The organism is Gelidibacter sediminis, assembly GCF_004364975.1.
In the GTDB taxonomy this organism is placed as follows: domain Bacteria; phylum Bacteroidota; class Bacteroidia; order Flavobacteriales; family Flavobacteriaceae; genus Gelidibacter; species Gelidibacter sediminis.
Map to the genome: position 1 here is coordinate 326283 of NZ_SOBW01000008.1, position 24604 is coordinate 350886.

Consider the following 24604-nt stretch of genomic DNA (forward strand, 5'->3'; position numbering starts at 1 on the left):
TAACAAAACTTTAACAAAACCGACATTCTTAATTTTCCGTAGGTATGCACAGAGACATTAATAATTAACAAAAATCTCATTATTATGAAAAAATCAAAACTTTTATTAGGAGCGGCAGTTATCGCGGTAACGGGCTTCTTCGCAATTGCGGCAGATCATATTGATGCGCCTGCGGTTACTGGTGGTACAAATGACATCACCGACTTCTATGCCTTTCAGGGGCAGAACACGAACAACATTGTTTTTGTAGCAAACCTTCAAGGACTTTTATCTCCAACGGCAACTCAAAATGCAAAATTTGATGAAAACACCATGTTGGAAATAAATATTGACACCAATGGTGATGCTGTTGAAGATCTGGTTATCCAAGCCATTCCTAAAAATGGTAAAATGTATTTCTTTGGACCGGTGGCTCCAGGGCAAACAGGATTGAGTAGTACAGTACGCACAATGGGTACAATGGCTAGTGTAGATATTACACCAGCAGGTTCAAACGCTATGGTTTCTACCAATGCAGGCATGAGCTTTTTTGCTGGCCCACGTGATGATCCTTTCTTTTTTGACTTTGATCAATATACTGCTATTTTAGCTGGTAATGCTAGTGGTTTTAATAACCCAGGAACAGACAAATTTAAAGGCACAAATGTGTTATCAATTGTGGTAGAAGTGCCAAAATCAATGATTGGTGGTAGTGGAAACATCAACACATGGATAGAATCAAAAAGAAAACAATAAACTCTAAAAAACTTTTATTATGAAATTCAATAATATAAAAATTGCTGCACTAGCAGTATTGGTATCATTAACTGCATATAACTGTAGTAATGACGACGACGCGATGGATAATTCAGGACCTGACTTTTCAGGCAACTACGTCCAAGAAGATCAAATGGCAAGGCCAGCGATTAACACGGTATTTGTAACAACTGGAAACAAAGATGCTTTTAATACAACGGTACCTTCTAAACAGAATGCTGCTTTTCAAGCTGCATTTCAAAGTAGATTACTTGCTTTAAATTCTGGATATACAACAAATGCTTTAGGCATGGATGCTGCAACTTTTACCGGTGCGTTGGCTACTGATGTCTTGACGGTTTCCTTAGATGGAAAAACTACATTTTTTGACGGTACGAATGTCTTAACAGGTCGTGCATTAGCTGATGATGTAATTGACACAGAACTACTCTTAATTTTTGGAGGGCCAACAGGTGGCGATAATGGTGCTGTAACGAGTGATAATGTAAGTGCGAATGATAAACCATTCTCTAATTCATTCCCATACTTGGCAGCGCCACATATGTAATTATATAATCCCTGAACTCGCACTCACGTTAGTTCAGGGTTATTTTACAATACTCATAACAAAAACTCAAAAACTCAAAAACTCAAAAACTCAAAAACTCAAAAAATCAAACTCATGAATTCACACTATATCTTATCACTTTTTACTTTGGTGATCCTAAGTAGTTGTAGCACATCTCCGAATAAAGTTAGTGATGTTTCAGATTATAATGATTATCTGAATGTTGCAGAAAACAAAACGATGATGGATGCACAAAAAGACTACGATTTTTGGACTGCAAAATCTGCTGAGGCTCATAATCCATATTCTTATGCAAGTCAGATTGCAAATTCACAGTCGGCTTTATTTGCTACAACTGGAAATATTGATTACTTAAAATCAGCCGAAACACATTTAGTTCAACTGAATCAATCTAACAACTACAGTGTTTCTGGTCCGATGAGAAGCTTAGCGGCCAATTACATATCACAACATAAATTTAAGGAAGCTTTGCAATTATTGAATAAAGCTGAAATGAATGGCGATAATCTGGACGGTACCAAAAAAATGCTATTTGATGTGCATTTGGAATTGGGAAATTACAAACTGGCCAAAACCTATTTAGAAGGCTTCGCGAACATGTCAGATTTTGATTATTTGATCCGACTCTCCAAATGGAGTGACCATCAAGGCAATTTAGATGCTGCTATCCAATACATGGAAAAAGCTAAAGTAATCGCAGAAGCATCTAATTTGGATGGCATTAAACAATGGTCTTATACTAACTTGGCCGATTTTTATGGACATGCCGGTAGAATTGAGGATTCGTATACCCATTTCTTAAAAGCACTGGAATTGGATCCAAATGATGCCTATGCTAAAAAAGGTATCGCCTGGATCGTTTATTCTCATGAGAAAAACCCGGATGAGGCCTTACGCATTTTAAATACGGTAATGAAAGATTACCATGCTCCAGACTATTACCTATTAAAATCAGAAATTTTTGAGTTTAAAGGAGATTTAACATCTAAGAATGAACAATTGGCGCTCTACCATGATGCGGTTAAAAATGAAGCTTACGGTGTTATGTACAATCAATATAACGTGCAATTATACACCCAGGAGAATCATAATTTACTGGAGGCCATTGCCATTGCAAAAATAGAAGTAGAAAACCGTCCAACACCACATTCTTATGATTTATTGGCTTGGTCTTATTTTAAAAACGGACAATTGCAGGAAGCATTACAATTGACTAAAAACCATGTATTAGGACATACTTCGGAACCTAAGGCGTTATACCATAGTGCTGAAATATTAAAGGCTTCCGGTAATTTAGAAAAGGTAAAGGAACTCAAACCAGATCTCATGGCAAGTTCATATGAATTGGGACCGATAATGGCAGAAAAAGTAAGCAAACTATAAAAGTGGACACCTATGAAACTTGTAAATTTAACAACATTGTTTGCGGTGTTGGGTGGTATCGCTCTGGCGCATTCCCAACAAATAAAAGGTAAGATTACGGATCAACAAAACCAACCTTTAGAAGCTGCCTACGTATATAATATTAATAGTAAAAGTCATGCCCACACGTCGGAAAACGGTGTGTTTATTATCGAAAACAATAGGGTAGGTGACAGTCTAAAAATAGGACTGTTAGGCTACGAAACTAGAATTGTTACCTTGAACGCTTCCAACTTTTCACAGATGATTACCACGATTCTTCAAGAAAAGACATTTCAATTGGATGAGATGGTGCTTACAGAAGAGCTGAATCCGGTAAGTACAATCAGTCGTTTGGATTTAAATACCAACCCGCTGAACTCCTCACAGGAAGCCTTGCGGAAAATTCCAGGTTTGATTATAGGTCAGCATGCCGGTGGTGGTAAGGCAGAACAAATATTCTTAAGAGGTTTTGATATTGATCATGGTACGGATATTTCCATTTCAGTAGACGGAATGCCAGTAAATATGGTTTCTCATGCCCACGGACAAGGCTATAGCGATTTGCATTTCCTTATCCCAGAAACGGTTAATAAGATTGATTTTGGAAAAGGACCTTATTCGGCTAAGCATGGCGATTTTGCCACTGCAGGTTATGTCGATTTTTCTACCCGAGATGTCTTGAAAGAAAGTTCAATATCCGTTACTGCAGGACAGTTTAATAGTTTGCGGACCTTAGGTTTATTCAATCTATTGGAAACTACGACAAATCAAAATGCCTATATCGCAGCCGAATATTTAGCGAATGATGGACCTTATGAATCCCCTCAAAACTTTGATCGGATCAATATTTTTGGCAAATATGTGGCCTTTTCTCCCAATAATGATAAGATATCCTTAACAGCGTCGCATTTTACAAGTGGGTGGGATGCTTCAGGACAAATTCCGCAGCGTGCAGTTGATAGTGGAATGATTTCAAGATTTGGAGCCATTGACGATACTGAAGGTGGCGAAACGGAACGCACCAATTTAAATGTGCAACTCAGCAAGCGCTTATCCAATAAAACGACGTTTAAAACCAATGCCTATTATTCGCATTACACATTTGAACTGTATTCTAATTTCACCTTCTTTTTAGAAGATCCTATCAACGGTGATCAAATTAAACAAAAGGAAAACCGAAACATATTCGGCCTGAATACGTCGCTTGTTCATGATACCAATATAGGAAATACGCCATTGACGTTAACCTCCGGTTTAGGATTTAGAAAAGATAGGGTAGATGGTATTGAATTATCGCACACTTTAAACAGAAGCACGATTTTAGAACACCTGCAATTGGGCGATTTAAATGAAACGAACGTTAATGCCTTTATAAATGCCGAGTTTGAATTAGGGAAATTCAGGATTGCCCCAGCCTTGCGTTTGGATTATTTTAAATTTTTATACCAAGATCAATTGCAATCAGAATACCAGAATCTTGCAGAAACTAAGGCTATAGTGAGTCCGAAGTTTAATTTTTACTGGGATGTAAAAGATAACTATCAAGTCTTTTTAAAGTCAGGTATTGGGTTTCATAGCAATGACACTCGGGTTGTTGTGGCCAATCAAGGTAAAGAAATCTTGCCACGAGCTTATGGTGTGGACTTAGGCGATATTTGGAAACCATTTCCAAACTTAGTTGTAAACACTACGCTATGGTATTTGTTTTTAGAACAAGAATTTGTCTATGTGGGCGATGCGGGAATTGTAGAGCCTAGTGGCAAAACAGAACGTTACGGCTTGGATTTTGGATTTCGTTACCAATTTAATGATTATCTGTTTTTAGATACTGATATGACACTGACTCACGCTAGAAGTACAGAAGATCCTAAAGGCCAAAATTACATTCCGCTGGCGCCAAGCTTTACCATGGCAGGAGGCTTATCCCTTAACGAATGGAACGGTTTTTCTGGAGGCTTACGTTACAGATTTATAGATGACCGACCTGCAAATGAAGATAATTCTATAGTGGCGAAAGGTTATTTTATTACGGATATGAATGCCAATTACAAGTTTGATAGTATCACTATAGGATTTGCTATTGAAAATCTATTTGATGTGGCCTGGAATGAAACCCAGTTTGCCACGGAATCAAGACTTCAAAATGAAGCGCAAGCGGTAGAAGAAATTCATTTTACACCTGGAACACCATTTTTTATTAAAGGCACTATTGCCTATACTTTTTAAATAATACGATTTTAAGTCTGATATTGTTAAGACAATAAGACTTGCACAAATGAATAGAGTTCATTTTGTAAAGAGACCACGTGAGTTGTGGTAGTTTTTTAGAGTTTTTTGTTAGTGGAAAGCACTTGGCCATAGAGATAGGGTTAGGTGCTTTCCTAATTATAGTCTTGAGGTTGTTTTGATTTAGTCAAGAGGATTCAAAAGTTCTTTTTTTGGCAGTTAGAACGGTTTTAATAGTACGATTCGATATTGAAATCTATAGTTTAGGAACTATGCAGCTATTTATATTTCAAAGATTCATGAACTTTGATGTACTCTTGCTGATCATCAGCAAGCACCATTAAAGTGTCGCCTGCTTTTATCTCAGTGGAGCCGCCAGGGCGGATAAACTGATTGTCGCGTTTAATCATGATGATAAACGCTGATCTTGGGAAATTCAGATCTACAATACGCTTATTAACTGCGAAAAAATCAGGCGAAATCGAGAATTCCTGCAATGACGATTTTGGTAGTTCTAAAAGCAATTGGTCTACCTCGTTAATGATCTTCGATTTTTCAGGCAATCCTACATTGAGCCATTTTGCTAAAACGGACAAAGTGGTGCCTTGAATCAAAATTGACGTAACAGAGATGAAAAAGACGATACTGAAAATCATATTCGCTTTTTCAATTCCTGCTAAGAGTGGATACGTTGCAAATACAATCGGTACGGCGCCTCGCAATCCTACCCAAGAAATATAGAAACGGCGTCTTAATTTCATTTTGAAAAACACTAAACTGATAAAGACACCAACAGGGCGAGCAATGAAAATAAGAAATAATGAAATGAGCATTCCAATGCCAATATAAGGCACTATTTGAGAAGGAAAGACTAACAATCCTAAGGTAAGGAAGAGTACTATTTGCATCAACCAAGCCAATCCATCAAACATTTTTAATATAGTAGCTTTATGAATAATATCCTGATTGCCCAAATACACTGCACAAATATATATGGCAAGGAATCCGTTTCCACCCACAAAATCTGTCGCAGAAAATGTGATGAACATAAGCGCTATGACCAATACTGGATAAAGACCTTCAAAATCAAGTTTAATTCTATTGATAATATATTTGCTTGCATATCCAAATCCAAACCCTGCAGTAGCCCCTACTACCATCTGCTGAAGAAACATAGGGATTATGGACGCCAAACCTTGATCTTGATTGATTACTAGGGTCAAGAAAGCAATGGTCAGCACATACGCCATCGGGTCATTGCTACCACTTTCCAACTCTAATGTTGGTCTGAGGTTTGTTTTTAGGGCGAGATTTTTAGAGCGTAAAATGGAGAATACGGCCGCAGCATCAGTGGAAGACACAATAGATCCTAATAGCAAACTTTCATATATGGTGAAATCAGTAACATAATACACAAAAGTGCCTAGTGATACTGCGGTTAACAAAACCCCTAGGGTGGATAGCATAATTCCTTCTTTAAGAACGGGTTTTATAGAACTCCAGTTGGTGTCCAATCCACCAGAAAATAAGATGAAATTCAGTGAGATGATACCGATAAGCTGCGCGTAACTTGGATTATTAAAACGAATATCACCAATACCATCTGAGCCAGCCAGCATGCCGATAGCCAAAAACAAAATTAATGTTGGTACGCCAAATTTATAGGATGTTTTTCCGACAATAACGCTGATAAAAAGTAATAACGAACCAACTAATAAAATGTTTTCAATGGTTAATTGCATGCGTTTTTCTTTTTTTTATGGATTCAAGCGAAGATACTTTTTTTTCTTTTCAAAATTTTGAGAGTGTTTAAAGGAATAGTCGTTATGAAATTAAAATATTCCGCAATAAAAAAAGCACCAACAAACGTTGGTGCTTTAAGATATATGTTGAAAGTCTATTTAAGGTGCCGCAGCTACCACAACTCCTAAGGTATACAATTGGTCCATGGTAGGTGTTTCACTACCACCTTCAGGCTCTAAAGTGATTCCAAAAGCTTCACTCTCGTTAGCGTTGGCAATGGCAAATATTTTGTTGTCATCTGAATTAAAATTGTCAATAGTACCTAAACTCGTAGGTGTTAACGGATTCAATTTTAAAGACCATACTTGGTACACTTTACCAGCAGGTGCTTCAGGCAGACCTTGGGCATCTAGATAAATGCTGTTGTCTTTCTTGTTCCAATACACCTTAGCGTAGGTGTTTGCAAATTCACCCTGTCCCCCCAGCGGTACTGAAATGATATCTTTGTCACGTAAAATGTTCAATAGGTTTTTGGATGCGGCAAGGTCTGTTTTTGCGTTTGCAATTTGCTCTTCTAAATACGCATTCTCTATTTCGGCAGTCGTTAAGTTGGATTTTAGATTGTTAGTTTGATTTAATGTCCAAAGCAATCCAGCGCCAATAATAAAGGCAGCAGCCCAGCCTGTATAAGTAATCCAGTTGTATTTAGGTTTTACAATAGAAATCACTTTAGGGATCGACTCTCTATTTGCAGATTGATTTTGAACCCTTGTTTTAATAGGTTCAAATAAATCAGCAGTAGTATTCGGAGCTGCAGCAGCAGTTAATTTTTTGATGGCAGCCTCAATCTGTTCTACTTCCTTCTGTATTTCCGGATGTTGTTGCATCAAACGGTACACCTCTCTATTTTCTTGATCAGAAAGGGCGCCAGCGACGTACAATTCTAAAATTCCAGATGCTATGTAAGCGGTTATATCCATATTATTGAAGTACAATAGTTCTTAATTCGTTAATGCAATTTCTGTTCCGTGTTTTAATTGTGCCAATAGGCATGTCAAGTGTTTCTGAAGCCTCCTTTTGGGTATAGCCCTTAAAGTAAAGCAGTTCAATAACTTCAATGCATTTTTTAGCAAGTTGACTCACAAATTTTTTAATTCCAATGGCGTCAGTCTGATCATCCAAACTATCACCGTGGGCCAGAATATCTACGAAATATTCGGCACCTAGGTTTTTTTTAGAATTCTTAAAGGCTTTTGAACGGGTTTTGTCAATGGCCGCATTTCTGGCAATGTTCAGGATCCAAGTAAAGAATCGTCCCTTTTCTGCCGAATAGCTGGCAGCATTGTTCCAAGCTTTGATAAACACATCCTGCATCAATTCTTCAGCAATATCATGATCTCTCACAATGTTGTAGATAACGCCATGCATACTCTTACTATACATGTTATAAAGCTCCTCAAATGCTTTGACGTCCTTCTGTTGGAATTTTGTGATCAATAGTTCTAATTGCTGCATAAAGTTTTGTTTTTAGGAAATATTGCTGAAAATTAAGAAAAGCCACCTTTTATAGTGGCTTTTAATGTTATTTAGATATAACGTATAAATATTATTTAATAATACCTCCACAACTAACGCGTCCACCTGCATTACCTGTTGGTTGCGTTTTAAAGTCGTCAACACCTTCGTGAATTATGATAGCTTTACCAACAATATCTTTGTTGGCATCTCCACATCCAATACACCATTCATCTGTAGTAACAGTTATAGTTCCGTTTCCATTGGCATCAGCTTTAAAGTTTCCGATATCACCTTTATGGTAACCATCTGGGCTTCCCCATTTACCGTGTGGTTGATTTGTTGGGTTCCAATGTCCACCGGATGATGTCCCATCATCTGCTGAACAGTCAGCTTTTTCATGAAGATGAATAGCGTGTTCACCTTCTTTAAGTCCACCAACAACTGCAACCATGGTAACGGTGCCATCTTCTTCAGTAAACACAGCGTTTCCTTTTACAGTACTTCCGCTTTTAGGCTCTAAGGCTACCTGCATTTTCTTAATGTCAACAGTCTTAGTTTCCTCTATTTCTTCTATTACTTCTGTCTTAGTTTCTTTCTTGTCTTTTTTACAAGATGTAGTCATGGTCAGTGCAAATACTGCAATGAAAATGAATGATAATCGTTTCATATGTTTAAGTTATTTAGTGTTTAATGATTAAAGTTACTATTTATTTAGGGCTTAAACAACCATCTATGTTAATTTCAGTAACTCCTGCTTTATTGTCATTTGATCTTCAATTCATAAAATTACAGGAAAGGGAATTGCGTGTATGACTTATATCATATTTTTTATAGCCGATTTAGAATAATTTTGCCTCAAACATAAGTATGATAAACATGATGCGGTCTTTAATTGATAAATATAATGTTGCAGGTCCTCGATATACAAGCTATCCAACAGTTCCATATTGGGACACTGACACATTTACCATGCAAAAATGGAAAAACGCATTAATTGAGGCCTTTAATGAAAGTAATGAAGCCGAAGGTATCAGCTTATATCTGCATTTACCGTTTTGCGAAAGTTTATGCACTTTTTGCGGATGCCATAAACGCATTACAAAGCAACATAGTGTGGAAACGCCGTATATTAATGCGTTAATAAAAGAGTGGGATTTATATTGTGATATTTTACCTACAAAACCCAAAATTAAAGAGTTGCATTTGGGCGGTGGCACCCCGACATTCTTTTCGCCTGAAAATTTGAACTTACTCATTAAGAGTTTGTTAAATCGCGCCACATTGGCTGATGGTTATGAGTTTAGCTTTGAGGGACATCCAAACAATACTACTGAAGAACATCTACAAACGTTTTATGACTTAGGATTTAGACGCGTTAGTTATGGTGTTCAGGATTATAATGAAACCGTCCAAAAAGCCATCCACAGAATACAACCTTTTGAAAATGTAAAGCGCGTTACAGAGCAAGCTAGAGCTATCGGATACACTTCCGTTAGTCATGATATTATATTTGGATTGCCGTTTCAAACCGAGGCGCATGTGACAGAAACCATAGCTAAAACTAAATCTTTGAAGCCTGATAGAATTGCCTTTTACAGCTATGCCCATGTGCCTTGGATTAAAGGTAATGGCCAACGTGGTTTTGATGAAAGCAATTTGCCATCTGGAACAGCCAAACGTCAGCAATATGAATTGGGTAAAACCTTACTCGCAGAAGCTGGCTATCACGAAATTGGCATGGATCACTTTGCATTGCCATCAGATTCTTTGTACCAATCCATGACCAACAAAACCTTACATCGGAATTTTATGGGGTATACAGCTTCAAAAACAAAAGCAATGATTGGTTTGGGGGTATCTTCAATTAGCGATAGTTGGTATGGTTTTGCACAAAATGTTAAAGGTATTGAAGCATATTATAGTTTACTTAATGAAGGCATTATTCCTGTTGTTAAAGGACATATCTTAAATACTGAAGATTTAATTATTAGAAGACATATTTTAAATTTGATGTGCCAATTTGAGACGTCTTGGAGTTTGGATGCACTCAAATTTGAAGAGTTGCCAGAAGTGCTGAGCAATTTAGAAGAAATGGAACATGATGGACTGCTGACTATAAATAATTCAACATTAACAGTAACCGAAAAAGGCAAACCGTTTGTACGAAATATATGTATGTCATTTGATTTGCTTTTAAGACGTAAACAACCACAAACGCGCATTTTTTCAATGACTGTTTAAAGTGTGTCAATATGTTATTGACATACAGAACTAACGCCTTAATTAATATATTTTCCTAATTATGGGATAAAATACAACCTATTATGAAAAAAATAATTGTACCAATAGACTTTTCAAAATATTCTGAATATGCTTTAGAAGCCGCCGCGATATTGGCGAAGAAGAACAATTCAGAAATTTTGGCATTGCACATGTTAGAAATGGCTGATGGCTTATTTACTGCGTCTGATGCTGGACAAAAACCTAAAATGTTATATTTTTTAAAACTAGCGGAGCAAAAATTTGATGAATTTTTGAATAAGCCGTTTTTAGAAGGCATCAACGTAACGCCCATAGTAAAACAATCTAAAGTGTTTAGTGAAGTAAGTGAGGTAGGCGCTCAACATCATGCTGACCTTATTGTAATGGGATCGCACGGTGTTAGTGGTTTTACCGAGGTATTTGTAGGTTCTAACACTGAAAAAGTAGTGCGTTATTCAGAAATTCCAGTCTTAGTTATTAAGCGAAAACCGAATACACTTAGCTTTGATACTACAATTTTTGCTTCCAATTTCTCAGAAGAAGCGGTTGGAGCATATTTAAAAGCTTTAAAAATGTTACCAAAAACGGCCAAGATAGAATTGCTGTATGTTAACGTTCCTGGAGAAGATTTTAAAAGCACTTCAGAAATGGAACAACAAGCTGCAAATTTCCTGACAAAAGCTGAAGGCAACTTAGACCGACTCAACACCGTTAATTATGTGTCAGATTACTCAGTAGAAAAAGGTATCCTAAATTTCTCGAATCTTGTGGGGGCTGACCTGATCATGCTACCAACTCGTGGTAAAAAGGGCCTGGCACATTTTTTTGAAGGAAGTATTTCTGAAGATTTGGTCAATCATGCCAATTTGCCGGTCATGACTTTTAAAATATAACCACACCATAAATTTTATAAATTACCTTAGCTGGACGGAAGTTCAGCTTTTCTTTTATCTTTATCTAATGTGGATAAAATTGTCCTAATATGACCATCGTCATATTTTTATGAGATTGATTAATTTAATTTTGAACCATAAACCAATATGTATATGAAACCACAAACAATCCTTAAAACAGTGTCGCTGCTGTCATTATTATTAGTGTTCAGTTGCTTTAAAGACAAAAAAACCGAATATGCTTCTGCTGAAGATATTCCTGTAAGTCGTGAAATGATTGCAGAATTGACTGCTCCACCACACGTGCCAACGCCAATTGGTAAGCGCAAAGCCAAAAAACTTATTGTAAAAATGGAAATCCTTGAAGAAGAAGGAGAAATTACTGATGGCGTACGTTATGTTTATTGGACTTTTGGAGGTTCAGTGCCTGGTAGTTTTATCAGAACTCGTGTGGGAGATGAAATTGAATTCCATTTACAAAACCACCCAGACAATAAATTACCACACAACATCGATTTACACGCAGTAAACGGACCTGGTGGAGGTGCTGAATCTTCTTTTGTAGCGCCAGGCCACGAAAAGGTGTTTTCATTTAAGGTGTTAAATCCAGGCTTATATGTCTATCATTGCGCAACAGCACCGGTAGGGATGCATATTGCCAATGGAATGTATGGGCTTATTTTAGTAGAACCAGAAGGCGGTTTGCCTCCGGTAGATAAGGAATACTACGTAATGCAAGGCGATTTCTACACGAAAGGTGCCAATGGAGAACGTGGATTGCAACCTTTTGACATGCAAAAAGCGGTTGATGAAAAAGCAGATTATGTTGTGTTTAACGGTAAAGTAGGGTCCCTAACTGGTGATGGTGCCTTAACAGCAAAAGTTGGAGAAACTGTTAGATTGTTTGTTGGAAATGGTGGGCCTGGATTGGTATCATCTTTCCATGTCATCGGTGAAATTTTTGATAAAGTGTACGTAGAAGGTGGAGATTTGGTTAACACCAATGTTCAAACAACCTTAATTCCTGCAGGTGGTGCTGCCATAGTGGAGTTTAAAGTTGAGGTGCCGGGAACGTTTATTTTGGTAGATCACTCCATTTTTAGAGCATTTAATAAAGGTGCCCTAGGGATGTTGAAAGTGGATGGAGAAGAGGATAAGAAAATATTTTCAGGAGAGTTGATGGAAAATATTTATATTCCTGAGGGTCCTGGAATCCAAACTATGCCGACTACAGATGAAATTAAAGAATCTGCAATACCTGCAAAATCATTTGCTGAGCAAATGGAGTTTGGAAAACAAATTTACGGACAAACATGTATTGCTTGTCACCAGTCAGAAGGACAAGGTATTCCTGGTGCGTTTCCTCCATTGGCAAAATCAGACTACCTAAATGCAGACGTAGACCGCGCAATTAGTGCCGTACTTCATGGATTAAGTGGCGAAATCACCGTAAATGGCGAAAAATACAACAGTATCATGACCAAGCAAATGATTTCCCAAGAAGAAGTTGCTAATGTGATGACCTATGTGTATAACAGTTGGGGTAATAATAAAACAGTTGTTACACCAGCAATGGTTAAAAAAGTAAGTGAAAAAAAGTAATTGATTTACCACCTTTAAATAAATTTTAAACTAATAATTATGCGTACCAAAATCTTCAGATTGTCTTTTGTTCTAATGTTTGTGCAACTGTTTAGTTATGGACAATCTGAAGGTATGGCGCGTATTGAAGGTGCACGTTATATCCCTTTATATGGAAGGGATTCAACGGTAGTTGCTGTTAAAGATTTCGATTTGGACGTGTACCCTGTAACCAATAAGGAATATCTAGATTTTGTAAAGAATTTTCCAAATTGGCAGAAATCTAAAGCCAAAAAGATATTTGCAGATGGCTCCTATCTCAGAAATTGGAAAAATGATTTAGAGCTAAATGACGACGCTTTGCCTAACAGTCCTGTGACATACGTCAGTTGGTTTGCGGCAAAATCATATTGTGCCAGTCAAGGCAAACGTTTGCCAACAATGGATGAATGGGAATACGCCGCAATGGCTGATGAAAAGCTCAAGGACGCCCGAATCAAAAAATCCTACAATGAACAAATCTTATCGTGGTACGAAGCCCCGCGTTCTAATGAAAATGTCATTGGTCAACATCCAAAAAATTATTGGGGAGTTCATGATTTACACGGTCTGGTTTGGGAATGGACGTCAGATTTCAACTCCGTTTTACTATCTGGAGAATCGCGGAAGGATAATGAAAAAGACAACAATTTATTTTGCGGAAGCGCCGCATTGGGTGCGACAGATTTGATGAATTATGCGGCTTTTATGCGCTATGCGTTTAGAGGAAGCGTTAAGGCTAATTATGCTATTAAAAATCTGGGATTCAGATGTGCAAAAGACGTTGAAAACATAAAATAAACATGAAAAATACGTTACTAATATTATGTAGCATTCTTTTTATCGGATTGACCTCTTGTAAAAACGAATCGGCTAAAACTTCAGATGTTATCGCTTATTACTGCCCGATGGAATGTGAAGGAGATAAAACCTATGATGAACCTGGCAGTTGCCCAGTTTGTAATATGGATTTAGTGCTTGTTGATACCAATGTAGATATGGCATCCGATGAAATTTCAGAAACTTCAATTTTTAATCTCACCTCCACATGGACCAACCAAAATGGCGAAGACCTTCAATTGGAAGATTTAAAAGGTGATGTTTTGGTAATGGTTATGGTGTATACCTCATGTAAGGCAGCCTGCCCAAGATTGGTTGCGGATATGCGTAACATTGAAGAGCGATTACCTAAAGATGCCAAAAACAATTTAAAAATGGTTTTTGTGAGTATTGATCCAAATACTGATACTCCAGAACGCTTAAAGGCGTTTGCAGAAGAAAATGTAATGGATAAAGAACCGTGGTTATTCTTAAGGTCATCAGTAGATAATACACGAGAGTTTGCGGCTGTATTGGCTGTAAATTATATGAAAATTTCGCCTCTAGATTTTTCCCACTCTAATATCATAAGTGTATTCAATAAACAAGGCGAGCTCGTATACCAACAAGAGGGACTCGGTGTCAACTCTGATGCTACCGTACAGCATATTAAAGACGCTATGGCAATCTAATACGTTTGCTCAACTTTGGTAATCTAATTCCAGAATCATGAAAAAACTAGTCATTTTAGCATGCCTCGGCATGTTGAGCCTCACTACCTATGCCCAAGAATTTGGGATCGATTTACAGTTAAGGCCTCGTGTTGAGTATCGGCATGGCTACAAAACCTTGATTCCTGATGCTATTGATGCTGCGACTTTTGTGTCACAACGATCTCGGCTTAATCTGAAGTATGGCAGAACAACACTCAATGCCTTTATATCCTTGCAAAATGTAAGAGTTTGGGGTGATGTAAGCACTTTATCTGCGACAGATGCTAACGGTACAGCCATTCATGAAGCATGGGCATCATTTAAATTAGATTCGGTATTGAGCTTTAAAATGGGGCGTCAAGAAATAATTTATGACGATTCTAGAATTTTCGGTAACGTTGATTGGGCACAGACGGGGAGAAGCCACGACGCTTTTATTGCTACTTACCAGCCTAATGTAAATAATCGTGTAGATCTTGGTATCGCCCTAAATGAAGAAGATGAAACCCTTTTTAAAACGGATTATAATGTCAATAATTACAAGGCTTTTCAATATGTATGGTATCATACAAAATTTGATAATTTAAATTTAAGTCTGTTAGCACTGAATACAGGGTTTACAGTTAATACCGATGGTAACCAGGAAGTAGATTACAACCAAACTTTTGGTGCGTATGTCACTTTCGGAAAAAACGTGTTCAAAGCAGATGCTTCAGCCTATTATCAAACGGGGAAAATCGCGGATCGCGACTTGAATGCTTTTAATGTGTCTGGAAATTTGCATTATCAAGTAACTTCAAGTCTTAATCTTGGTATTGGTGCTGAATATGTATCGGGAACGGATATGAACAGTACGGATTCTGAGATCAATTCTTTTAACCCGTTATTTGGAACCAATCATAAATTTAACGGTTGGATGGATTATTTTTTTGTGGGCAACCATATCAATTCTGTGGGTTTGGTGGATATCAATCTACCCATAAAATATCAACAGGATAAATGGACACTTCAATTGATTCCACACCTTTTTTCATCTGCGGCGACGGTAGTAAATCTTATGGGCAATGAACAGGATGCTTATTTAGGCACCGAAATTGATTTTTCATTGGGCTATAAAATCGCTAATGACATCGATTTTCAATTAGGATATTCACATATGTTCGCTTCCGACACGATGCAATTGCTTAAAGGCGGTAATAACGACAACACGAATAATTGGGCTTGGGCCATGTTTGTGTTCAAACCTAAACTATTTACGCATACTAAATAACACGTTTTAGAAACCTTCCAAAAAGGATCAAAACATCCTTCAGAATTTTCATATGAATTTTGAGGGATTTTTTTCAGTCTTATCTAATTTTTGATTCATGATTTGCCCTACTAGGATTCATGAAATCCTTTGCTGAAATACAATCTTTATTTATATAGGATAATTTTATCCTATATATGATTTTTATCATGTTTTTTAAAAACCTAAGGTTATAAATTTGTTAAAGAAAACCAAAATTAAGGCTGTTGTCTTAATGTATCAAATGGAGTTTCAGAACCATAAATTAGAACCTAAAATTATAAAACAATGAAAAAATCATTATTGATTATTACAGGATTTTGCTTCATGCTATTCCTAGGATGTGGAGATGGCGAGAAGAAGAAAGATTCTCCTTATGAAAAATCTACTTCTGTAGAACAAACAACACCAGCAAAATCTAAAGTGCCAGCTTCAGAACGTATCGATTTAACAAGTAAAGGTGTGGGCCCTATTAGTTCGATTACCCTTCCTTCGGAAATAGACCAAACAATGGTGGCGCACGGGAAGGACGTATATGAAAAAATGTGTACGGCATGCCATAAGGTTGATAAAAAATTCATAGGACCACCACCAGTAGGATTGTTGGAACGCAGAACACCGGAATGGATTATGAACATGATCTTAAACCCTGAAGAAATGGTTCAACAAGATCCTCTTGCTAAAGACTTATTGATGGAGTTTAATGGTGCCCCAATGGCAAATCAACATCTTTCTGAAGAAGACGCAAGGGCTGTTCTTGAATATTTTAGAACCCTATAATAGTTAACATATGAAAACTACACTTAAACTTTTTAGTTTTTTACTGCTAATCGTAGTGTCTGTATCATGTAAAGAAAGTACTGACCAACAAGCAGAAACACCGATAACTACAGTAGAAACAACTGATGATAAAAATAAAGGTCAAGCGTTTATAAAAGATGACCTGGCTACACCTAATGTTTTACAGATAGCTGTAGGCTCAGAAGATCATACCACACTGGTAGCAGCTGTTCAAGCAGCACAATTGGAGAATGTTCTGGTTAATGCCGGTCCGTTGATGGTATTTGCACCAACTAATGAAGCTTTTGATGCCTTGCCGGCTGGCACTGTTGAAGGCTTATTAAAACCAGAGAATAAGGAAGCTTTGTCTGATATTCTTAAATATCATGTAACGCCTGGCAATTATTCAAAAGAATTCTTAACCAAATTTAAGAAACTAGGACAAGCTAACAATCAATATGTACAGATAGAGATGATTGATGGTGAACCCATAATTGGAGGCGCCAAAATTATTGCAAGTATACCGGCTGGTAATGGTATTGTACATGTAGTAGATAAAGTATTACTGCCACCAACTGACAAGAACTAACACGAATTAAAATTTAGAACTAATGAAGAATATATTACAAACCACAATTGCTCTTGTTGTAATCCTAATAGGGTTTACAAGTTGCAACAACTCAGAAAATTCGAAGGGCAAATCTGGTGCCTTGGCAAGTAATGTTGCTGAAAAAGTATATGTTGCACCAGGTGAGCATGATTCGCATTATGCATTTATTTCAGGAGGATACAGTGGAAACTTAACGGTTTACGGTTTGCCTTCTGGAAGGATGTTTAAAGAAATTCCAGTCTTCTCACAATTCCCAACCAATGGCTATGGATATTCTGAGGAAACAAAACCCTTATTAGAGACCTCATACGGATTTATTCCTTGGGATGATTCGCATCACCCAGACATTTCTCAAACCAATGGAAAACTGGATGGACGTTGGGTTTTTATCAATGGAAACAACACCCCGCGTATTGCTCGAATCAGTTTGACCACATTTGAAACGGAAGAAATCATTGAAGTTCCAAACAGTGCAGGAAACCATAGTTCTTCTTTTATAACAGAAAACACAGAGTATGTAGTTGCAGGGACACGTTTTTCTGTGCCAGTACCTCAACGGGATATGCCAATTAAAGATTATAAGGGCAACTTTAAAGGCGCTTTAACTTTTATTTCTGTAGATCCTGAACATGGACATATGGATATCAAATTCCAAATTCTTATGCCAGGTTTTAATTATGATTTATCACATCCTGGACGTGGAAAGTCACACGGTTGGTTCTTCTTTACAACGTATAATACGGAAGAAGCAAGCTCATTATTAGAGGTCAATGCCTCTCAAAATGATAAAGATTTTATTGCCGCAATCAATTGGAAGAAAATTGAAGAATACGTCAATAATGGTGGTGGTAGAATGATGCCAACTAATTATGCACACAATGTTCATGATGAGGCAACGCACACTGCAACCTCTACAATGAAGAAAGAAGTACGTGTTGTGGATCCAGCTGACATTCCTGGTGCAATTTATTTATTGCCTACACCAAAATCGCCACACGGGTGTGACGTAGATCCATCTGGTGAATATATTGTAGGTAATGGAAAATTATCGGCTAATTTAACGGTGCATTCTTTTACAAAAATGCTTGATGCCATCGAGAAGAAAAAATTTGACGGTGATGCGTACGGTATTCCGATCTTAAAATTTGAAGACGTATTGGCAGGTTCTGTTGAACAACCAGGATTAGGCCCATTACATACAGAGTTTGATGGCAAAGGGAATGCATATACAACGTTCTTTATTTCTTCTGAAGTTGTTAAATGGAAATTAGGTACTTGGGAAGTTCTGGATAGAAAACCTACCTACTATTCGGTTGGTCACTTAACAATTCCTGGAGGCAACTCAAGAGAGCCATTTGGTAAATATATGTTTGCCATGAATAAAATTACCAAAGATCGTTACTTGCCTACTGGTCCAGAAATGGAGCACTCAGCACAGTTGTATGACATTTCTGGAGATAAAATGGAGTTATTAATAGATTTCCCAACACATGGTGAGCCCCATTATGCTGCTGCCATTCCTGCGGAAATCATTAAAAATAATTCTAAGAAAATCTACCGACTGGCTGAAAATAAACATCCTAGAAAGACAACAACGGATGCTGAGACAAAAGTTGTACGCGATGGTAAAAATGTACACGTGTATATGGCCATGATTCGCAGCCATTTCTCACCAGATAATATTGAGGGTATCAAAGTAGGAGACAAAGTTTTCTTTCACTTGACAAACCTTGAGCAGGATTTTGATGTGCCACACGGTTTTGCGATGATTGGTGCTAATAATGCAGAATTATTAGTTGCTCCAGGTCAGACAAGAACCTTAACCTGGGAACCAAAACAAGTAGGGGTATGGCCATTCTATTGTACAGACTTCTGCTCTGCACTTCATCAAGAAATGCAAGGTTATGTGCGAGTATCTCCTGCAGATTCCAACATCCAATTATCTTGGTCATTAGGTGACTAGTTTTGATTAATAGCAGATAGGGAAATTTTGTTTTAGTGTTTATTTTCCTATGAAAGGCGAGAGTTGTGGTTTCGCTCTCGCCTTTCTTTATTAAATCACTAAAAACAGTATGTAAAAAGTTTCCGCATAACTAAATAATACTAAATTATTCTAAATGAAAACGGCTAGCATTATAATGATACTCGGTTCCTTGCTATTATTGGGACTCTTTAAATTCCCCCTCTGGAACATCATGCTTGGCGCACCACAATATCCAGACCCCTTAGGTATGAATATATATATTGATGGTATTAAGGGTGTTGAAGAATTTGATTTGCAAAATATTGATGGTATTAACCACTACATTGGCATGAAGACCATCCCGAAACCCGAAGAAATGTGGGAGTTTTCCGTGTTTCCCAAAGTTATTTTGGGCATGTCAGTATTGGGTGTCATAATTGGCTTGTTGGGTTTTTTTGGAAAAGTAAGCTATAAATTCTTTTTAGGTTGGTTTGTTTTAATGGCCGTTTTAGGCCTTCTTGGGATGTATGATTTTAATAATTGGCTGATTTCTTACGGCAGCGATCTGGATCCTAATGCAATTATTAAAGTGACCAATCCGGACGGTTCACCAATGTCCTATAAACCACCATTATTTGGCTTTCAAAAGCTACTTAACTTTGATGTAACATCATTACCCCATATAGGAGGTTACCTTATGTTTGTCGGGATGCTCTTAACCTTAATAGCATCATGGTTAGGAAGAAAGGCAAGTTTAAAAACATCTACGGCGTAAACATTCATTGTGTATAAAACACGAAACCCATGAAAACACTAAAACACTATTCAATTTTGGCATTACTGCTAGTCATGTTCAATTGTACTGTATCTCCCAAAGCCATAGATTATGGCAATGATGGCTGCAGCTTTTGTAAAATGACCATTGTAGACAAGACACATGCTGCGGAAATTGTAACTAAAAAAAATAAAGCCTATAAATTTGACGCAACAGAATGTATGGTCAATTTTATGGATGATTTTAAGTCTTCAGAAATTGAACTTTTTCTCTCTAATGATTTTTCTGAGCCAGGGACCTTGATTGATGCAAAGAAAGCAACATTCTTAATCAGTAAAAATATTCCAAGCCCTATGGGTGCCTATCTTTCAGCTTTTAAAAATAAAGCGGATGCCCAAAATAAGCAGGCTGAAGAAGGAGGCGATTTATACTCGTGGGAGGAATTATTAATGCATCTTAAAGGCTAGCCACATGAAAAAGTTAGTCGTTTTTATGAGCGTCATGTTAATGACGGTTACATCTGTTGCACAAAAATTAGAAGTATGCAAAACCTGTGCAATTACTACAGTGCAAGCGGCTATAACCCAGGCCAAGCCATTTGATACCATCATTATTAGGAAAGGCATTTATAAAGAGTTTGATCTCAATGTAGATAAACCGCTGACAATCATCGGGAAAAACCAACCTGTAATTGATGGTGAATTAAAGGGTGAAATTATAACCATAACCTCAGACAATGTCGCCATTGACGGTCTTATCATTAAAAATGTCGGTACGAGTTATACATCAGATTATGCAGCAATTCGTGTAAAGCGGAGTAAAAATTTCACCATTCAAAATGTTGTTCTGGAAAAACTTTTTTTCGGAATATATATTGAACGCTCTAATGATGGAAAGATTCTTAATAATAAGATCATCGGAGATGCGGTTGAAGAATACAACTCCGGAAATGGAATTCAGTTATGGTACAGTAAAAATATTCAAATTGAACATAATGTTGTGCAACATGTGCGGGATGGTATTTATCTCGAATTCTCTGATTTTTGCACCATCAAAAACAACCTGAGCTCCTTAAATGTGAGATATGGCCTGCACTTTATGTTCTCCAATGACGATGTCTATGAGAATAATGAATTCTCTAATAATGGCGCTGGTGTGGCGGTCATGTTTTCCAAGCGCATAAAAATGTATAATAATTTGTTCAAGGACAATTGGGGAACTGCGTCCTATGGCATGTTGCTAAAAGAAATTAATGATGCTGAGATTATTGGCAATACCTTTCATGACAACACCATTGGGATTAATATAGAAGGCTCTAACCGCATTATTTACAAACACAATAATTTCAGAAATAATGGTTGGGCCATTAAAGTCCGCGGAGCCTGCTACACCAATACGTTTACTGAAAATAATTTTTTATACAACTCTTTTGACATTGCCTACAACAGCAATGTTAATGATAATACATTCGATCGTAATTTTTGGAGCAGTTATACCGGTTATGATTTAAATAAAAATGGGATTGGTGATATTCCTTATAGACCGGTAAAATTATTTTCATACATCGTCAATCGCACCCCAGAGACCATCATATTATTGCGGAGCATGTTTATTGATATTATTGATTTCTCTGAAAAAGTGTCCCCTGTTTTCACCCCAGATGATTTGATGGATAATAACCCTCTAATGAAAAAAGCCACATGGTAACAATACAAGGTTTACATAAAAAATTCGGAAAAAATCTCGTCTTGAGCGGACTGGACCTGAGCATCAGCGCAGGTGGCATATTTGCCATTCTAGGCCCGAATGGTTCTGGAAAAACAACATTAATTAAGTCGGTATTAGGAATGGTCATTCCTGATAAAGGTGACATTACGGTATTGGGTAAAAATATTACCCAGAATTCAGATTACCGCCATCAGATTGATTATTTGCCGCAAATCGCAAATTTCCCAAGTAACTTAAAGGTTAGGGAACTTATAAAGATGATCAAGGATTTACGTAAATCTACCAAAGAAGATGAGCGCCTGATAGAATTGTTCAAACTAACGCCGTTTTTAGATAAGAAATTAGGCCAACTTTCTGGAGGTACAAAACAGAAAGTAAACCTGGTATTGACCTTTATGTTTGACAGCCCCATCATTATTTTAGATGAGCCTACTTCAGGTTTGGATCCCATTTCAATGCTTCGCTTAAAGGATTTAATTCAAACGGAAAAAGAAAAAGGAAAAACCATTCTAATCACTTCTCATATTATGAGTTTTGTTGAAGAAATCTCAGATGAAATCGTCTTCATTTTGGAAGGCAAAATTTACTTTAAAGGAACCATATCAGAATTAAAAACCAAGACCAATCAGCCAGATTTTGAACATGCTATTGCGTCCATCTTAACTGACAATCATGCTTAAAATATTAAAATATAGTTTTTATGACCTGATGCGCAGCCGTTGGAGTTATGTCTATTTTGCATTCTATCTCCTGCTTGGCATCGTCTTATTATTCTTAAATAACGATTTATCAAAAGCGGTCATCACCCTAATGAATGTCATCATTATTCTGGTGCCGTTAATAGGAACCATTTTTGGAGTCATGTATTATTACAATTCTAAAGAATTTACAGAACTGCTGTTGGCACAACCTTTAAAACGCTCTTCTATTTTTTTGGGACAGTATTTAGGCGTCGCAATATCGCTATCCATGAGTTTAATTTTAGGATTAGGATTGCCATTTGTATTCTACGGATTGTTTGAGAGTAGTGCCATCTGGGACTTTTCATTGCTGCTGATAACTGGAACATTTTTGACCTTAATTTTTACTGCGCTTGCTTTTAACATAGCGCTTTCCAATGAAAATAAAATCAAAGGCTTTGGTTATGCCATCTTGCTATGGCTCTTTTTAGCGGTTATTTATGATGGCATATTTTTAATGATATTGATAGGTTTTGAAGAATATCCATTAGATAAGGTATCATTAATTGGCACCATGCTGAATCCTATAGATTTATCCCGAACCTTGATTCTATTAAAATTGGATATTTCTGCATTATTAGGCTACACTGGCGCCATTTTTAAACAGTTTTTTGGAACTAGTTTTGGATTGATAGTTTCTTTTATTGCCTTAAGTTTATGGGTAATAGTACCTGTACTGCGCATTGTCTATAAATCGAAGAAAAAGGATTTTTAATGCATTTCAGATGGCTTTTAAATTGTGACTAGTGCGACTTAAAGTTGAAATCATTGTTCGTAAATTTGTAATATGATTGCAGGCATTGCACATAAAATCACAGCCTTTTTATTGGTGTTTATATTATTCGCACATAATATCAACACCCTCGTGATTATTGGCGATTTCTTAGCGAACCAAGCCGTTATAGCAAAAAATTTCTGTATCCAAAAAGACAACCAGCAAGGTTGTAACGGAAAGTGTCAGTTGACCAAAGAACTCAAACAAAGCACACCAGAATCTAATACTGACTTGCCTGCTCAAGAAACTAGACGCCTGTCTTTAGATGTGTTTTGCTTATTTCAAATAGCGCGTTCAACGATTGAAAACGAAGCTCCCACAAAACTCCAAAATGCGCATTTTTATTTCGAAAATCATCTAATTCTTAGATATCAAGATATCGAGACCCCACCACCAAATTTTAGTTAATTTTTTTCGGTATAAAAAAACCAATGGTTTTTTACTTTTCTGGCTTGTAAATACGAGCTAGCAGGAGGTTTTACAATTTATTATAACCAGATACTCAAAAAAAATGAAATTAAAATATATCATCTCAATCCTATGTGTCGTCCTATTTACGCTCTCCTGTTCTACAGATGACGATACCAACTCAATACTTAATGAAGTGGAAGATCTTATCAAAATTCAAGATATTAATAATAACACACACACCATTGAATTCTTTAATAAAACTGGCAAATTTGAAACAGGGTACAACGCGATTAGTTTGCGCATCAAAGATAACACCACTGATACTTATGTGGAGAATGCCTCACTAAATTGGATACCGGTCATGCAAATGCCAACTACAGCGCATTCTTCACCAAAATCTGAGATTTCAAAAACCATAGGAATGAAGACTGTTTATGAAGGGTTTATTGTCTATCAAATGGCAAATCTTGATGGTTCAGGATGGTCGTTATCTATAGATTATACAATTGATGGCAATACCTATAATGCCAGTTCAGATATTGTGGTGATGCAAAGCGAATTTCAAAATGTAACCAGTTTTACTGGTGCTGATGAAAAGCGTTATGTGCTGGTCCTGAGGGCGCCAGAAGAGCCTAAAATAGCGATTAACAGGTTGAAAGTTGGCTTGTTTACCATGGAAACAATGATGTCATTTCCGGTAGTTGAAGCTTTTAGAATGACCTTGGATCCACGTATGCCTGGGATGGGAAACCACAGTTCTCCAAACAATACGGATTTGACCTACAATAGTGCAAAACAATTGTATGAGGGTAATTTATCCTTAACAATGACGGGCTATTGGGTGCTCAACCTACAATTGTTGAATGCTGCTGGAGAACTTCTTAAAGGAGAACCAATCACTGAGGATCATCCAAAAAGTTCACTTTATTTAGAACTTGAATTTTAATCCATTCTATTTTACAAAGCTATCTAAACACATCGTTCTGTCAGGTTGAGCGCAGTCAAAACCTAT

General features: G+C 37.0%; 24 protein-coding genes. 20 read left to right on the plus strand and 4 right to left on the minus strand.

Annotated features, from left to right (window positions below; translation table 11 throughout):
- Positions 1–84: 84 nt before the first annotated feature.
- The 4 genes from BXY82_RS08110 (at position 85) to BXY82_RS08125 (ending at position 4954) form a co-directional block, all read left to right on the plus strand.
- Positions 85–735, plus strand: a complete 651-nt coding sequence (locus BXY82_RS08110) for a DUF4331 family protein (RefSeq protein WP_133757701.1) — start codon at positions 85–87, stop codon at positions 733–735.
- 19 nt (positions 736–754) lie between these two features.
- Positions 755–1303 carry a DUF4331 family protein gene (locus tag BXY82_RS08115; protein ID WP_133757702.1) on the plus strand — a complete coding sequence of 183 codons (549 nt, stop codon included), beginning with the start codon at positions 755–757 and terminating at the stop codon, positions 1301–1303.
- 114 nt (positions 1304–1417) lie between these two features.
- Complete coding sequence (locus tag BXY82_RS08120; RefSeq protein ID WP_133757703.1) at positions 1418–2707, plus strand: tetratricopeptide repeat protein; 1290 nt, start codon at positions 1418–1420, stop codon at positions 2705–2707.
- 12 nt (positions 2708–2719) lie between these two features.
- Positions 2720–4954, plus strand: a complete 2235-nt coding sequence (locus BXY82_RS08125) for a TonB-dependent receptor (protein ID WP_133757704.1) — start codon at positions 2720–2722, stop codon at positions 4952–4954.
- Positions 4955–5232: 278 nt separating this feature from the next.
- Here the strand turns inward: BXY82_RS08125 and BXY82_RS08130 are convergent, their stop codons facing one another.
- The 4 genes from BXY82_RS08130 to BXY82_RS08145 all read right to left on the minus strand — a co-directional run bounded on the left by BXY82_RS08130 (position 5233) and on the right by BXY82_RS08145 (position 8882).
- Positions 5233–6696, minus strand: coding sequence for a potassium/proton antiporter (locus BXY82_RS08130; protein WP_133757705.1), 1464 nt, complete (start codon positions 6694–6696; stop codon positions 5233–5235).
- 159 nt (positions 6697–6855) lie between these two features.
- Positions 6856–7677, minus strand: coding sequence for an anti-sigma factor (locus tag BXY82_RS08135; RefSeq protein ID WP_133757706.1), 822 nt, complete (start codon positions 7675–7677; stop codon positions 6856–6858).
- 1 nt (position 7678) lies between these two features.
- Entirely contained in the window at positions 7679–8212 is a 534-nt protein-coding gene (locus BXY82_RS08140) for an RNA polymerase sigma factor (protein ID WP_133757707.1), read from the minus strand.
- 91 nt (positions 8213–8303) lie between these two features.
- Complete coding sequence (locus BXY82_RS08145) at positions 8304–8882, minus strand: superoxide dismutase family protein (protein ID WP_133757708.1); 579 nt, start codon at positions 8880–8882, stop codon at positions 8304–8306.
- A gap of 209 nt (positions 8883–9091) precedes the next feature.
- Here BXY82_RS08145 and hemN point away from each other — a divergent pair, with 209 nt between their 5' ends.
- The 16 genes from hemN (at position 9092) to BXY82_RS08225 (ending at position 24538) form a co-directional block, all read left to right on the plus strand.
- Positions 9092–10456: an oxygen-independent coproporphyrinogen III oxidase gene (hemN, locus tag BXY82_RS08150; protein WP_133757709.1), complete on the plus strand. Its 1365-nt coding sequence runs from the start codon at positions 9092–9094 to the stop codon at positions 10454–10456.
- Positions 10457–10539: 83 nt separating this feature from the next.
- Positions 10540–11370, plus strand: a complete 831-nt coding sequence (locus BXY82_RS08155) for a universal stress protein (RefSeq protein ID WP_133757710.1) — start codon at positions 10540–10542, stop codon at positions 11368–11370.
- A gap of 153 nt (positions 11371–11523) precedes the next feature.
- Entirely contained in the window at positions 11524–12972 is a 1449-nt protein-coding gene (gene nirK / locus BXY82_RS08160; protein ID WP_133757711.1) for a copper-containing nitrite reductase, read from the plus strand.
- Positions 12973–13011: 39 nt separating this feature from the next.
- Complete coding sequence (locus BXY82_RS08165) at positions 13012–13791, plus strand: formylglycine-generating enzyme family protein (RefSeq protein ID WP_133757712.1); 780 nt, start codon at positions 13012–13014, stop codon at positions 13789–13791.
- 2 nt (positions 13792–13793) lie between these two features.
- On the plus strand, positions 13794–14501 hold the full coding sequence (locus BXY82_RS08170; RefSeq protein ID WP_133757713.1) for an SCO family protein: 708 nt from the start codon (positions 13794–13796) through the stop codon (positions 14499–14501).
- Positions 14502–14538: 37 nt separating this feature from the next.
- The gene (locus BXY82_RS08175) at positions 14539–15792 is read left to right on the plus strand and encodes an alginate export family protein (protein ID WP_133757714.1); all 1254 of its coding nucleotides are present in this window, start codon (positions 14539–14541) and stop codon (positions 15790–15792) included.
- A 306-nt stretch (positions 15793–16098) separates the two neighbouring features.
- Entirely contained in the window at positions 16099–16590 is a 492-nt protein-coding gene (locus tag BXY82_RS08180; protein WP_133757715.1) for a c-type cytochrome, read from the plus strand.
- 10 nt (positions 16591–16600) lie between these two features.
- Positions 16601–17179 (plus strand): fasciclin domain-containing protein, encoded by a 579-nt coding sequence (locus BXY82_RS08185; protein ID WP_133757716.1) that lies wholly within the window; start codon positions 16601–16603, stop codon positions 17177–17179.
- Between the two features lie 22 nt (positions 17180–17201).
- On the plus strand, positions 17202–19163 hold the full coding sequence (gene nosZ, locus BXY82_RS08190; protein ID WP_133757717.1) for a Sec-dependent nitrous-oxide reductase: 1962 nt from the start codon (positions 17202–17204) through the stop codon (positions 19161–19163).
- Between the two features lie 154 nt (positions 19164–19317).
- Positions 19318–19938: a hypothetical protein gene (locus BXY82_RS08195; protein WP_133757718.1), complete on the plus strand. Its 621-nt coding sequence runs from the start codon at positions 19318–19320 to the stop codon at positions 19936–19938.
- A 29-nt stretch (positions 19939–19967) separates the two neighbouring features.
- The gene (locus BXY82_RS08200) at positions 19968–20405 is read left to right on the plus strand and encodes a nitrous oxide reductase accessory protein NosL (RefSeq protein WP_133757719.1); all 438 of its coding nucleotides are present in this window, start codon (positions 19968–19970) and stop codon (positions 20403–20405) included.
- 4 nt (positions 20406–20409) lie between these two features.
- Positions 20410–21645, plus strand: a complete 1236-nt coding sequence (locus BXY82_RS08205; protein ID WP_243835748.1) for a nitrous oxide reductase family maturation protein NosD — start codon at positions 20410–20412, stop codon at positions 21643–21645.
- Positions 21639–22346, plus strand: a complete 708-nt coding sequence (locus BXY82_RS08210; RefSeq protein WP_133757720.1) for an ABC transporter ATP-binding protein — start codon at positions 21639–21641, stop codon at positions 22344–22346. Before BXY82_RS08205 ends, BXY82_RS08210 begins: the two co-directional genes overlap by 7 nt.
- Complete coding sequence (locus BXY82_RS08215) at positions 22339–23121, plus strand: ABC transporter permease (RefSeq protein ID WP_133757721.1); 783 nt, start codon at positions 22339–22341, stop codon at positions 23119–23121. The genes BXY82_RS08210 and BXY82_RS08215 overlap by 8 nt, the downstream gene beginning before the upstream one ends.
- A gap of 72 nt (positions 23122–23193) precedes the next feature.
- Positions 23194–23589 (plus strand): hypothetical protein, encoded by a 396-nt coding sequence (locus tag BXY82_RS08220; RefSeq protein WP_133757722.1) that lies wholly within the window; start codon positions 23194–23196, stop codon positions 23587–23589.
- A 103-nt stretch (positions 23590–23692) separates the two neighbouring features.
- The gene (locus BXY82_RS08225) at positions 23693–24538 is read left to right on the plus strand and encodes a hypothetical protein (RefSeq protein ID WP_133757723.1); all 846 of its coding nucleotides are present in this window, start codon (positions 23693–23695) and stop codon (positions 24536–24538) included.
- Positions 24539–24604: the final 66 nt, after the last annotated feature.